Genomic DNA, 13,836 nt, shown 5'->3' on the forward strand with positions numbered 1-13,836 from the left:
TTAAGATACCGCTTATATCCCAAAATGATTGATCGGACCGTTACCTTCACCTAATATTTTATCTTTACCGGCAGCAATGGCCTGGTTTACATAGTTACATCCTTTGGTAATAGCTTCTTCCATGGATAGTCCCAAACTCAAATACGCCGCAATACTTGACGACAGGCTACAACCTGTACCGTGAATGTTATTCGTATTGACCCTTGGGTTGGTAATTACCTTAACTTTTTTAGTCTCATAAATATAAAAAACATCGGTCATTATAAAAGAAGTATCATCTATATGCCCACCCTTTAACAATACCGACACCTGAAATTGTTCGCCAATTTTCTTTGCCATCGCTTCCATGTTATCACTAACTATTTTCTCGTCAATTAATAATTCTGCTTCAGGAATATTAGGAGTAATTAAATTGACGTTTGGTAAAAAGTCCTTTAAACAGGCAATGGCATCGTCAGCAATTAACTTGTGACCGGATGTACTGACCATCACAGGGTCTAGGACAATATTCTTTGCCTTGTATTCACTTAATTTTTCCTGTACTACCTTAATTACCTCGCATGAATGAAGCATACCTATTTTTATCGCTCCAAAATCAATATCACTTAAAACAGCATCCAGTTGTTTTTCCAAATGAGCAATGGGTATAGCGTGTATATCTGTTACACCTAGCGTATTCTGAGCCGTGGTGGCCGTTATTACCGTAGCGGCATAAGCTCCGCAGGCACTAATACTTTTAATATCTGCCTGTATACCGGCACATCCGCCAGAATCGCTTCCGGCAATGCTCAATACACTTTTGTATGATGTTTTTATATTTTCCATGCTTCTTTGGTATAGGCGCTATCCCAAAACATCCATTCTAATTTTGATGCTTTTACAAAGGCAGCTTTCATTTTTTGCAATACTTCTTCCGAAGCGTTTGCTGCGTATTTATTCGTAATTACCACAGCATTGTTTACCGAGGTGGCGAACTCTTCTCCGCCATAGGTGTCGATCCAATCTTGGTACTGATTGTCCGCTTTATTGGTCTGGTGCTCTAGTATGTAATCTCCAATTTCTTTGTAAATCGTAAAACAGGGCAATACTGCCGCCAATGCTTCCTCCAATGAATGATTTGCTACCATTCGTGTTAAATAACTTGTGTACAGTTCACAAGTAGGTGAGGGCTCATGTGCCAACTCATTATCTTTCAAGAAAATTTGGTGAAGCGCATTCTCTACATGTATAATACCTGTTGCCGAATCTAGAAAAAACTGTGTGTCGTCTTCATGTGGGCATTTTACGCCCAAAGTGGCAAGTACCTTTTTATACTCCGCCAAATACATGGCATCTTGATTAATGTAAAAATGAAAAATATCTGAAGGCAAAGTACCGTTCATCAATTCTTTGATAAAGGGTTGCTGTTTTATGGCTTCTAGAATATTATCTGTTTCTTGTCGTGCTATTTTATACCAGTCTTGCATACTATTTCTTTAAGTTCTTTTGTTGCCGCTTCTGGCTGTTCTGCCTTTGATATAGCCGAAACAACCGCAATACCGTCGGCACCATTTTCTATAATTTCTTGTGTATTGTTCTTATTTATTCCGCCAATGCAAACAATGGGTTTTGCATACAACTCTCTAATGGCTTTAAGTCCCGCTATACCCAATGGCTGTGCTAAATCATTTGTCTTCGTATTTGTTGAAAAAATAGGGGAGATGCCAATATAATCTGCTGCCTGAGCATCTTTTTTTGCTGCTTGTTCCGTATTACTTACCGATAGTCCAATAATCTTACCATTACCCAATAATCTACGTGCAACATCATAAGGCATATCGGTCTGACCGATATGTACTCCGTCTGCATCTATAGCTAAAGCAATATCCAAGCGATCATTGATGATCAATGGAATTTTATAGGTGTTGCATAATTCTTTGCACCGAACAGCTTTTTTGTAAAAGGTAGCGGTATCACAACTTTTTTCCCGTAATTGAATGATGGTTGCCCCGCCCTTTAAAGTAGCTTCTAGAATGGCAAAGAAGGAATTATCGTCCCTAATGCTATCATCGGTTACATACATTAAAGCGTAGTCTACTTTAGGCATTGGTCTTGACTTTTGCGTCTAAAATATTAGGAGTAATATCATACAAGCTGTCATAGAAATGCATTTGAAAGCTACCTGGACCTGCACTCTTTTCATTCGCCATATCTCCGGCAACGCCCATAATTGCCATTGCCGCAGTTGCCGCCAAATGTGCATTTTCTTCTACACCTAAGCACCCACCTACCATTGCAGTTGCCGTACAGCCCATACCGGTAATTTTAGCCATAAGCGGACTCCCGTTTTTAATTTTGCTAACCGTATCGGCAGTAATGATATAATCTATAGCACCACTGATAACCACTGTGTTGTTAAGTTTTTTAGCAAGTAGGGTAGCGCCTTCAATAGCATCTTGCGTATCCATAGTGCTATCTACTCCTTTTGTGGAATTGGTCAGTTTTGCCAATGCCATAATCTCGGATGCATTACCACGAATTACATTAGGTGTAGCTGTCTCTATAATTTTTTGGGCAACTTCTGTTCTATATGCAGACGCACCAACACCGACGGGATCAAATACAAACGGAGTATTGGTTGCTTTAGCTTGTTCAGCAGCCATAAGCATACTTTCTACCCATTTTTCGCTCAACGTACCCATATTGATAACCAAGGAAGAGGAAATAGTAACAATATCTTTGACCTCTTCTATAGCATGAGCCATTACAGGAGATGCACCAACAGCCAATAATGCATTGGCGGTATTGTTCATGACTACATAATTGGTAATGTTATGAACTAACGGACTCTTACTTCTAATATCTTTTAAAACGGATGAAATACTGCTCATTGAATAATTGTAATCGGTTATTTTGGTGAGCAACTAAGATCGTCATTTTCAAAAAAATAGAAAATAATACTGTATTACCTTTTTGATAAGTTATTAACGAAGTATTCTATAGTCGTAAATACGCTTTTGGGGGTCAATTTAATCGTTTTTGGAAAAATAACCTTCATTTGAAACGGCAGCGTCACTAATGCTTATACTGGCTGTTTTGAACCAAACTTCTGCATAATTTCCATCTGCATATTGCTTTTGAATATCGCCGCCATGGGTTTCTGCTCCCGAACACCAATTTATATTTTCATCTGGTGATTTTCCGTTAGTTTGATTATAAGCTCCTAATTTAAAAAAGCAGCCTTCGCCAGTGTATGCTTCTTTGCGTTCTACACCGTCTTGACCTATGGGAAAGAATAATTTTTTGGTTTGCTCTGGTATATCTGCTTTTGTAGTGTATTCCGATTCCAATAAATTTTTGGTGAACGTTTTGGTTTCGTGTCCGTCACTCATAAACTTTAAGCTCATTATTCCGTCCTTTACAACAACCTCATAGCTGAATTCTTCGCCCAATGCAATACCATCTTCTGGCTCTGCAGGATAGGTATCTGCCGTTTCACCGACAACAGAAAAATCATTGCCCCAAACTGCCGATGAATAATCCCATCTACCTGCATTATCATCCCCGGCAGTATTGATCTCATAATGCCAGAACACAGAACCTTTGGTATGACCAGGATATTTTTTATAGAATATTTTTAATGGTTCGTTCTCAAATGCATCGGCACTGTGAATTTGACCCACTACCACAGCGTGCGTTGAAGCAACACGGGCATCTCCCGTAGAAGAAACGTTCATTACTTTTAAGGTTGCGGTTAGCTTATCATCTGCCGTTTCTGGATACCACTTTTTAATCTGGGCCAACTCCGTTCTCGTATTATTTGATGTACCATGGGTTTCACCGCCATTGGGAGCTTTAAATACTACCCATTCTTCTCCATTTTCATTTTCAGTATAGAAGAAGTCCTTATTTTCAAAATCATTTGCGATACCGACATTAGAACCATCGCCTAAAATTAATTTCCAATCATCGAAAAACGGAATTACTTCACTTGCGTAAACGATTTTATCGGACTGGTTTTCTGCGGATGTATCTTCGGTGGAATCCGATGTTTTTTTAGTAGTATTCTTGCAACTAGTAAAACAGAAGACTAATAGTAATGATGCTAAGGCAATTGTATGCTTTTTCATTTTTCTTATGGAATGAACCAATAAGGTATGAATAGTTTAAGTTGATACATTCTTAAAACTCATTTATTTTAGTACTGTAGTCAATTTCGATGTAGTAGATTATTTCAATTGACTAATAAAATTTTTAATAGCTCTACCTACAAAATCTCTTTCAGAAACTATAAATCTTTTATTGGTATCATTTTTTCTAAGAACAATGGTAAATAAATCTTTTTCATAATTTGATCCTCCAGAACTAAATGATGGATTTACATTGTCATTACCCATATTCCTACTATACGTTTCTGTTCCAGTTAATTTAGGTTTAGATGAACTAATGAATGAAGCACTGCCTTTTGTCATTTGAAGTTTATATTCAAAATTTTCATCGCCACCAGCAGCTTTATAATTTTCGTAATTCTTAAAATATACATATTCAAAAGGATATTTTTTAATAGCAGATTTTATATACAAATTCAAAATTTTAGTAGCGTGATATTCTTCTTTGGTTGTACCCACAACGGCAAGTCTACTAGTCTCTAAATCATCTGGAATTCTCTGATCTTCTTTTTTAAATGAGATTCCATCAATAATTGTATTTATATTATTTAATTCTAGAAGGTAGCTTGACTCTTCTTGAGTAAAGCTTAGGTTATTCAAAAGCTCTGTATCATAAGTTTTTGAATCTATACCTTCATGATTAGACTTTAGTTTTGCTACTTCTTTCTCTAATTTCTTTAGTATTGTGCCTCTATAATCTGATGAAGAATTTATGAAACCAGGTTTTAAGTTTAAAATCTCTTTTTTAGGATTTAAAATTTCAGGATTTTTATTAGAATCATTTTCAAAATAAAATAAGTCGTAATTTGGACCTTTGAAATGATGATATGTTAATAGAAAAATATATTTAACGTCCTTATTTTGAATATCAAATTCAATTTCCTTCAATGAAACCTGACTATTGGTATGAATGTATTTTCCAACCAAATTAAATCCATTTTTGATAATATTATCTTTGAAACGTTCTAATGTTTCTTCACTGTTTTCAATAGAAGCTTGAGGATGAAAGATAAAAACAGTATTGCTATCTAAAGCGTCTTTTGGTAACTTTTGTGCTTGAATATTAAAAGCTATTAATAATATACTGGAAAATAGTATTCTACTCATTATTAAAGTATTTAGTTTAATGTAAACTCACATTAAACGATAAATAGAATTTATTATTGTAAAATAAAATTGGCTTGAACCAAGTAACTAACTCATTTACTTTTATAGCTGATTATATTTAAAAAAGCGGAACCTAGTATTAGTTTAGCCCTCCTTCCAATTCCAATCCACTACCACTTTACCTCGGGTGCGCATTTTCTCTATATGTGTAATTGCATCTGGTATTTGAGTATATGGATATATCTTTTCAATATGAACCTTAATCTTATTGTCTTTTACTAGAGATGCCAAAATTTCTAAATCTTGGGTATTGGCTTCAGCCGTAAATTGGGTTAAAGGGAACTTACTTAATGTATTTTTAAAAAGAACAGCAACCATATGACTCATAGTGGTAAAACCAACAATTACGCCTCTTTTACCCATTCTTTTATAGTCGGCATGCTTTAGGTTTCCGTGTGTATCAATAATTACATCATAATTACCATCGTGTTCATGAATGTTTACATTATCATAGGCAATGACATTATCGGCACCAATCGACTTTACAAAATCAACATTTTTGTTGGAGCAAATCGCAGTTACTTTAGCACCATAAATTTTTGCTATTTGAACTGCAAAATGACCAACACCACCTGATGCACCATTGATTAAAACAGATTCCCCTTTTGTAAGTTTTCCATGTATTATTAAAGCTTGGTATGCCGTTAAACCCGCAATTGGTACACCAGCCATGTTTGCAAATTTTACATTCACTGGCATTTTCGCACATACTTTAACTGGTACACTGGCAAACTCGGCAAAGGCACCACCACCCAACATTTCGCCAAACACGTGGTCACCAACTTTGTAATCTTCAACACCATTGCCAACATCTTCAACAATACCTGCAAAATCAGCACCCAAAATGGGCTTTTTGGGTTTAAAGAGTCCGAATGATAACCGCGCAAAAAGGGGTTTTCCACGAAGAATATGCCAATCTGCCGGATTCGCCGAATTTGCCATCACCTTAACTAAAATATGTTGATCCTTTACAACAGGTTTGGCAACTTCTTCTAGTTGAAGCACTTCTGGACCGCCATAAACTTTTTTGGTAAATGCTTTCATGTCATTTGCAATTGATTTTATTTACTTCACCTCGTTCTCTAGCTCACTATCAGTCTCAAATGATTTTATATTTTCTAAAGTAATCGTGGTTATTTGATCCATGGCTTCCTTAGTAAAGTATGCTTGATGAGATGTGATCAACACGTTGGGGAAACTCAATAATCTCAAAATCATATCATCTTGAATAATATGTTCAGAAAGGTCCTCAAAAAACAGATTTTCTTCTTGCTCATAAACATCGATACCTAAATACCCGATTTTTCTGTTTTTGAGTCCTTCAATAGCATCTTCCGTTTTGATTAAGGCGCCTCTACTGGTATTGACAATCATAACACCATCCTTCATTTTAGCAATGGAATCTTCATTGACAATTTGTTTGGTATGCTTGTTTAAAGGGCAGTGCAGCGATATAATATCCGATTGATCGAACACCTCTTCTAAAGGAAAAAATTCGACTCCCTCGGCTACTAGTTCTTCATTCTCAGCAATATCGTACGCAATAATCTTACAACCGAATCCCTTTAATAATTTACAGAACGTAGCTCCTATTTTTCCCGTTCCAATAACGCCTATGGTTTTATTGTTTAAATTGAAACCAATAAGGTTCTTTAATGAAAAGTTACCTTCCCTAACTCTGTTGTAGGCTTTGTGCGTTTTACGGTTAAGGGTTAAAATTAATGCTAAGGCATGTTCGGCAACAGCTTCTGGTGAATAAGCAGGTACTCGAACAACTTTTATAGCTGCTTTCTCTGCAGCTTCTAAATCAACATTGTTATAGCCAGCACATCGAAGTGCTATAAGTTGAATACCATTTGAAGACAGTATTTTAATTGTTTCTTCATTGACCACATCATTTACGAAAACACATACCACATTGCAGTCTGCCGAAAGTTTTGCGGTATCAGCATTTAATGCCGTCTCATAAAATGAAAAGTTATAATCGTATTCGGTATTATACCTTTCAAAATACTCTTGATCGTAAGATTTGGTACTGAAAACAGCTATGTTCATTAAGATAGTATTGATGATGAATAATATCTTAAAGTTAGCTATACCAATTTACTATTCCAATCCCTTTTTCTCAGGATACCAGAACGGTTTGGTTTTTATTTGTTTGGCACTACAGTTCAGTTCTTTTCTAAAGTAATTGGTCAATGCTATACAAACTCTACAATCACCCGCTATATATACCATTTTATTACCTTTCATCTCAGGAACGATGGAATTTAATTTTTGGATTATTTCTACGGAAGGATTTTCATTTAGCACATGGAAATCGAAAGGTTTGTTCTCCGAAATATCTTTGAAAAAATCTTCATTACTTTGGCTATATACAAAGCTTTTTACTTGTTTGGTATTCGGCAAGTTTCTATTGATGATATAAAGATGGGAGAGTGCGGATATATCACCGATCAATAGATAGCTATCAGCGTTGGTGTCAATCAAAAACTTACCTTTTTTCCATTTAAAATATACAGTATCATTAGGGGTACAGCTTTCTACCCATTTTGCACCAATATCTCGGCTATGCGTTGCTATGGCTAAATCGATGGTATTTTTCTCATTATCGATATCCCAAACACTATAACTCCTAACTTTATCTTTCATAGAAATTTCATCCTGTCCAATGCCTACGCCTAATCTTATAAAGTGCCCTGGCACAAAATCATACGAAGCAATGTCTTCACTCTGTATCCGGATTTTATATACAGATTCCGACAGTTTTGTATTTTCTATGATGGTTCCTTTCTCAAGAACTTTTTTTATGATGGATTCGACTATGCCCATATTTTGTATTCAAATTAAAAGCAAAGTACAGATGTTTTAAACAACATGTACTTTGCTCTTTTATTCTCTTTGGTTATTGTGCTTTAAAATTAGAAATCATGTCAAATAGTGATTTATGTTCTCTACCTGCAGCCTTTTCATAATCTGATGCTACATCGTTGGCGCCGCTTTTAATACCTTCATAAATACCGGCAATAACGGTACCTAAAAATTCGCCTAGAGCAGCTTTTCTTTCTGCGGCATAGACTTCAACGGTAACAGAGTTGTAAATTAAATCTGTGCCATACACCTTATTGATGTTCTCGGTCAGCTCACTTTGAGTAACGGGTTCGCCAACTAGGTTATAAATATAGCCATTGTGTTTATCTTCAATGAGTATTTTGGCATACGCATAGCCCAATTCTTCTCTGCTGGTATAGGTACATTTTCCTTGACCCGCACAGTTTTCTATTCTTCCTTCTTTTACATAGGTATCTATATATTCCAAATCTGGTTCTATGTAAATTCCGTTTCTACCTATTACCCAATTGAGTCCAGAATCCTGTATATCTTTTTCTGTTTGTCTATTACTTTGTACGATAGGACTAAAGGCATTTTTATCATCATCACCGACAATACTGGTGTACACTATTTTTTGTACTCCATTTTGTTTTGCAGCTTCAATTACATTTCTGTGTTGCTGAATTCGTTTTTGAGGTTCATCCATGCCAGATACCAAAAGAACGGCATCTACACCCTGTAATGCTTCATTGAAATCTTCGCGACTATTGTAGTCTCCTTTTCTGATTTCTACATCTAAATATGTAGCTTTTTCAGGTGTTCTGGCAATGCCAATGACATTTTCTTTTCCTATTAAATTGATAAGATGTTTTACAATTGATGCACCTAATTTTCCACTTGCCGATGTTACTGCTATTTTCATTTCATTCTATTTTTACTCGTTAATTGAGATTATATTTTATTCCTTATCTCAGAACCAACTGTTTGTTTTATAAATAACTACTTAATTTTCTTAAGCTGCTTGAGTTTTATTCTTTCTTCGGCTCATAATTTTTTCTTTTACTGACGGAAATCTGATTATGAAACCAATACCCACTATTACCGCATAAATAATCCATGTTTTTTCTAAAATGGCTACGTGTAAAAGGCTAAGTATGATCGCTGCATATGCCCAACTTTGAAGCTTTTTCCATGTCCGTTTTAATTTTTTCATCCACTTTCTATTGGAAGTGAACAATAACGGAATCAATATTAATACGGCTATGAAACCGGCTACATAATTGAATTGGGTAAAGGTTTCTGAAAAACCTTCTGCCCAGATAAATATGACAAAATGTAACAAACTCCATACTGCCGTAGCAATACCCATAGCTTGTCTTACAAATAGATTATTAACACCAAATAGGATAAAGAAAGGGGTACAGGTCAACACAGCTGTCATCCATCTTATTGAAAATTCACCTGTGATATGATATAACATTTCTAAAGTTGACATGCCTTCTTTACCACCATTTTCAGCTAAAGTCAAAACAAAACCATTAGAAGTATCTATTTTAAACATATTGCTTAAAATAAACATTGGCAATATTGCAAGAATGGTTACAATGATCCAGCCATAATTCTTTTTTAAAAATGTCATATTATAATTTGGCTTTTAATTCGTTCAATTCTTTTTCCAAAGCTTCTGCTTTATCCTTAAATTTTTGCATTGCCTTTTTCATTTGACCAATTTTTTTGAATGCCTCATCATCTTGTACTGCGGTGTACGTTGTTACACCATCTTTTTCCTTGAATTTCGACTTGCTGCCACATGTTGGGCAAATTTTTATATCACTCATACAATTTAGATTTAATTATTACCACTTTACCGTCATACTTTGGTGTTAAATGGTATTTGTTTTTTTGTTGTATCGCTTTTAAAAATCGTTTTGTATCGTGCATTTCTGCATTATCCACGTATACTATTGTTTTACTATGAAAATTAGGTTCTAGCATCTGAAAAAGGGACAAGTATAGATCTTTCCATCCATCAAGAAATAATAAATCTATAGGTTCTGAATACCCTTTTAATGTATTTATAGCATCGCCAATTCTCATTTCTATTAGGTGATCAACACCTGCATTTTTAAAATTCTCAATGGCTTTTTTTGCTTTGGAATCTATGAGTTCGGTTGTAACAATACTGCCATTTGTTTCTAGAATTCCCTCGGCTAAATACAAGGTAGATATACCGAATGAAGAACCAAATTCAACCACATTTTTCACTCCATTTTCTTTAATGAGCTGTACTACATCTTCCCCTTGCTTTTTTGAGATTGCCAGATAGGTATCCTTAAAATGTATTGGTTGAATAGGACCTAGAATGCTTTTCCCCAAAGCCTTCATTATTCTTATCTCATCAAATTTGGCATCTTCGAACAAATCTGCCAATGTAGATTCTATTTGTTGGTGTGCTGCAATCATAATATTTGAACCTTTTAAAAGGAACAACCGTGTTAACGGCTATTCCTTTTCAATTAATTTTATTGGCACCGCCAAAGGGTATAATACCCCGTTGCTTGCCTCGAATTTAAAAGTTTGTTTCCTTTGAATGCCTCATGGGCTTGCCCTTAGGGGTTTTACGCTCTAAAGCGGATCAGAATTTTCCGTTCTCGTTTTTCCATTCGGATTTTGCAGGTATCGTAGCGATAACATCCCAATGTTCTACTATTAAACCATCTTCTAATCTAAACAAATCATAGTAAGCGGTATGGTCACCCTTACCAAATTTGCCTTCACTAACACTTAGTACAAAGTTACCTTGACCCAAAACCATATGTAGTTCATCATACTGCATTACCAATCCGTTTTCTGCAAAATATTTCATAGCCGCCCCAAAACCATCTAAGCCATCTGCTACTGCGGGATTATGTTGAATGTATGTTGTTGGGTTAATGTAATTGGCTACTTTATCCATTTCATGATTTAAAAGCACATTTTCTATAAAACCTCTAACTACGGCTTTATTCGCTTCTGTTTTATCTAGATCAGCCAAAGTTGTTGCACCGTCAAATTGAGTTCTTCCACTTGGGTTTGGCTTTTGAATAGGCAATAGGTTGTCCCAGTGCTCAACAATTAATCCGTCTTCGAATCGGAAAATATCAAATCCTGCTTTTGGTCCGAAGAAATCATATTCAGTGTGCGTAAACACATAATCCCCATCTTGAAAGGCACGTAAAACGTTTGCTTTAAATCCGCCTTCCGGGGCATGTTGCATTACTTCTCCAAAACCTTGTAAGCCATCTGCCACACCTAAGTTGTGCTGAATATACTTATTGGGATTAATGTAAGAAATAGGTGTTTGGTCACCTGAATTGAAGCTGTTCAATAAAGCTACTACTTTATCTTTATTCGATAATGCAACATTCTTCAAAGAAGAAAGCGATTGAAATCGGATCAAATCTATGGTCGACTGATCCATCATCCCCATAAATTCTTTAGCTACCGCAGCATTCATAAAATCATTGATTACTGCATCTGAATGCGCTTTTGTGTCCCAATACGCAACAGCAACTTGTTCTCCGGCTTCATTGATTCCAGTAATTCGTTGTAAAAATCCGATTTGTTTTTCGCTGAATTCCGGTCCAACTCTATCATTTACTGCATTAAAAGCTTCAACATGGGTACCTTCCTTTAATTCAAAGGTCATTACTTCTGTAAATGTGCTATTGGTTGCCGTTAATTCATCGGTTGTTGTAAAACGAGACATTTTCATTGTGGACCCATCGATCATGCCCGCATAGTTGGCAACAGATTCATCTGACATAAATTTATTCATAGAGGCTTCGGCATCGGCAAGTGATTTCCAATATACCAATACCACATATCTTCCTTGCTCGTCAACACCACTTTGACGTCTAATAAAACCAGGCTGCTTACTTGTAAAAGTTTCTTCTATTTCAGCATCAAGTTCATTAAACTCCAATTCACTTACGGTTGTTTTGATATTGAAACTGGTGACCTCTAAAACAGTCTCAACTTTTTTTTCTGGGCTGTTACAGCTGGCGATTGCCATTGCAAACAGACTAATTGCAAATAATTTTGATTTCATAATTTTCATTTTAGTTGATTTTAAGTGTAATTCTACACTGCAAAACTAAAATGGGAATGACTGTATTCCGTTATCAATGTGAGACTAAGAATGGTAAATGTGAGTAATTATACCGAACTGGTTCTGAATACCTTAGGGGAAACACCAACATTTTTTTTGAAAAATTTGGTGAAATTTGTCAGCTCGTCAAAGCCAATTTCATACGCTATCTCTTTAAAACCATTATCTGTACTGACAATAGATCTTTTAGCCTCAAGAATTACATAGCCGTCTATAAAGGTTTTAGCCGTACCCAATGTAAACTCCTTAACCACTTCATTTAAGTGTTTGGTACTTATGGTAAGCATTTCGGCATAGTCTTTCACATTTCTTGTAGTAGCATAATTTTGCTCTACTAAATTTTTAAATGCTATAAAAACCGTATAGTTCTTAACATTATTTTGAGGTGATTGCTGATTATATTCCCGTTCAAGTCTCAGTAAATAGAGATTGATCAAAGAGGCTACTATATTGTTTCTTGCAAAGGTGTTTGAATTTGTAAGTTCTGCATTCAATTCTTGCAAAAAAGAATGGTTGAGCTCCTCGTTTTGCGAAATAGGGGACGTAACGTGATAATTATATAGATGCGAAATCATATTGATCGAGGATTTTGAGAAGTGGTTCATGACAAAATCTTCTGTAAACAACACCAAAAATCCTTTGTAAGCAGCATTTTTTTGAAAGGCATGAACCTGACCTTTTGCCAATTTTAGTACCGAACCTTTTTTTATGGAATAATCCTTTAAATCTACTTGATGCGTACCCTTACCCTCTGTAACGATCAGTAAGGCAAAAAAATGAATTCTATGCGGTTGGGTAGGGTTGTGGTCTGCTATTTCAGGTATTCTTGCAAAAAACTGTTTTAAGTTCAAACATTCGAAACTATACTTGTTTTGGGCATCTTGAAATGATATGTCGGGTATGTTTTTCAAAAATAATATGCTTGATTTTAATAGCTGATGGGTATCTCAACCCGGTTCATATCCCAAGCAATATACATTAAGGCTATTCCGTTTTCTGAGTCTTCAAATTGTATAGAAAACTCTTCTACCGGATTACTATTATGTAGCACATGTGCGTTAATGCGTAAAACATCATTTTTTTCATCATAGCTATAATGTCCCCATTGATCAACTGCCTTGTTGAAAATTATGGTCCATACCTCTTCTGTGGGTATGGCGTACATGGTATACGTGCCTTCTCGAAGTAATTTACCATCTATTCGCACATCTTTGTAGACTTTTATTTCTGTAGCTTCATTGGCTCCTAATCGCCATAATTCATTGTATTTGACCATGCCGCCAAAAACTTGTCGACCTTTTTTCTGAGGTCTGCTATAATCGACTTTAAGTATGGGAGAATCGGGTAAGTTTCTTTCTGGGGCGAACTTTATGTCGTGAGCAAAATGGTCTGGTAAATAGGCTCTGTCTAGCGGACTCTTATCCAAACCTCTAAAATCTTGCGCCAAGCTTACAGTGGTGAACAGACCAATGCAAAAAGAAAACAGTATCATTTTTTTCATATTAGAGGCATTAAAATAGGTGTCTTAGTTTGTTCTTA

General features: G+C 35.6%; 16 protein-coding genes. All 16 read right to left on the bottom strand.

Annotated features, from left to right (window positions below):
- Nucleotides 1–12: 12 nt before the first annotated feature.
- Nucleotides 13–825 carry a bifunctional hydroxymethylpyrimidine kinase/phosphomethylpyrimidine kinase gene (thiD, locus tag DCS95_RS01055; protein WP_116769003.1) on the bottom strand — a complete coding sequence of 271 codons (813 nt, stop codon included), beginning with the start codon at nucleotides 823–825 and terminating at the stop codon, nucleotides 13–15.
- Nucleotides 813–1,466: a thiaminase II gene (gene tenA, locus DCS95_RS01060; protein ID WP_116769004.1), complete on the bottom strand. Its 654-nt coding sequence runs from the start codon at nucleotides 1,464–1,466 to the stop codon at nucleotides 813–815. Before tenA ends, thiD begins: the two co-directional genes overlap by 13 nt.
- Nucleotides 1,445–2,086, bottom strand: coding sequence for a thiamine phosphate synthase (thiE, locus tag DCS95_RS01065; RefSeq protein WP_116769005.1), 642 nt, complete (start codon nucleotides 2,084–2,086; stop codon nucleotides 1,445–1,447). Before thiE ends, tenA begins: the two co-directional genes overlap by 22 nt.
- Nucleotides 2,079–2,870, bottom strand: a complete 792-nt coding sequence (thiM, locus tag DCS95_RS01070; RefSeq protein WP_116769006.1) for a hydroxyethylthiazole kinase — start codon at nucleotides 2,868–2,870, stop codon at nucleotides 2,079–2,081. Before thiM ends, thiE begins: the two co-directional genes overlap by 8 nt.
- A 138-nt stretch (nucleotides 2,871–3,008) precedes the next feature.
- Entirely contained in the window at nucleotides 3,009–4,109 is a 1,101-nt protein-coding gene (locus DCS95_RS01075; protein ID WP_116769007.1) for a polysaccharide lyase family 7 protein, read from the bottom strand.
- 99 nt (nucleotides 4,110–4,208) lie between these two features.
- Nucleotides 4,209–5,255 carry a hypothetical protein gene (locus DCS95_RS01080; RefSeq protein ID WP_116769008.1) on the bottom strand — a complete coding sequence of 349 codons (1,047 nt, stop codon included), beginning with the start codon at nucleotides 5,253–5,255 and terminating at the stop codon, nucleotides 4,209–4,211.
- 144 nt (nucleotides 5,256–5,399) lie between these two features.
- Complete coding sequence (locus DCS95_RS01085; protein ID WP_116769009.1) at nucleotides 5,400–6,359, bottom strand: NAD(P)-dependent alcohol dehydrogenase; 960 nt, start codon at nucleotides 6,357–6,359, stop codon at nucleotides 5,400–5,402.
- A 21-nt stretch (nucleotides 6,360–6,380) separates the two neighbouring features.
- A complete protein-coding gene (locus DCS95_RS01090) occupies nucleotides 6,381–7,370 on the bottom strand; it encodes a 2-hydroxyacid dehydrogenase (protein WP_116769010.1) in 990 nt (329 codons plus the stop codon).
- A gap of 51 nt (nucleotides 7,371–7,421) precedes the next feature.
- Nucleotides 7,422–8,147, bottom strand: a complete 726-nt coding sequence (locus DCS95_RS01095; protein ID WP_116769011.1) for a siderophore-interacting protein — start codon at nucleotides 8,145–8,147, stop codon at nucleotides 7,422–7,424.
- 73 nt (nucleotides 8,148–8,220) lie between these two features.
- Nucleotides 8,221–9,069 carry an SDR family oxidoreductase gene (locus DCS95_RS01100; RefSeq protein WP_116769012.1) on the bottom strand — a complete coding sequence of 283 codons (849 nt, stop codon included), beginning with the start codon at nucleotides 9,067–9,069 and terminating at the stop codon, nucleotides 8,221–8,223.
- A gap of 90 nt (nucleotides 9,070–9,159) precedes the next feature.
- A complete protein-coding gene (locus DCS95_RS01105) occupies nucleotides 9,160–9,786 on the bottom strand; it encodes a ferric reductase-like transmembrane domain-containing protein (RefSeq protein ID WP_116769013.1) in 627 nt (208 codons plus the stop codon).
- A 1-nt stretch (nucleotide 9,787) separates the two neighbouring features.
- Nucleotides 9,788–9,985: a hypothetical protein gene (locus DCS95_RS01110; protein ID WP_116769014.1), complete on the bottom strand. Its 198-nt coding sequence runs from the start codon at nucleotides 9,983–9,985 to the stop codon at nucleotides 9,788–9,790.
- Nucleotides 9,978–10,610 carry an O-methyltransferase gene (locus tag DCS95_RS01115; RefSeq protein ID WP_208630723.1) on the bottom strand — a complete coding sequence of 211 codons (633 nt, stop codon included), beginning with the start codon at nucleotides 10,608–10,610 and terminating at the stop codon, nucleotides 9,978–9,980. Before DCS95_RS01115 ends, DCS95_RS01110 begins: the two co-directional genes overlap by 8 nt.
- Nucleotides 10,611–10,782: 172 nt before the next feature.
- A complete protein-coding gene (locus DCS95_RS20445; RefSeq protein ID WP_244178351.1) occupies nucleotides 10,783–12,237 on the bottom strand; it encodes a nuclear transport factor 2 family protein in 1,455 nt (484 codons plus the stop codon).
- A 107-nt stretch (nucleotides 12,238–12,344) separates the two neighbouring features.
- Nucleotides 12,345–13,208, bottom strand: coding sequence for a helix-turn-helix domain-containing protein (locus tag DCS95_RS01125; RefSeq protein WP_116769015.1), 864 nt, complete (start codon nucleotides 13,206–13,208; stop codon nucleotides 12,345–12,347).
- Between the two features lie 17 nt (nucleotides 13,209–13,225).
- Nucleotides 13,226–13,798 carry a DUF2911 domain-containing protein gene (locus DCS95_RS01130; RefSeq protein WP_116769016.1) on the bottom strand — a complete coding sequence of 191 codons (573 nt, stop codon included), beginning with the start codon at nucleotides 13,796–13,798 and terminating at the stop codon, nucleotides 13,226–13,228.
- Between the last annotated feature and the right edge of the window lie 38 nt (nucleotides 13,799–13,836).

This window comes from Maribacter litoralis (assembly GCF_003075045.1).
Lineage (GTDB): Bacteria > Bacteroidota > Bacteroidia > Flavobacteriales > Flavobacteriaceae > Maribacter > Maribacter litoralis.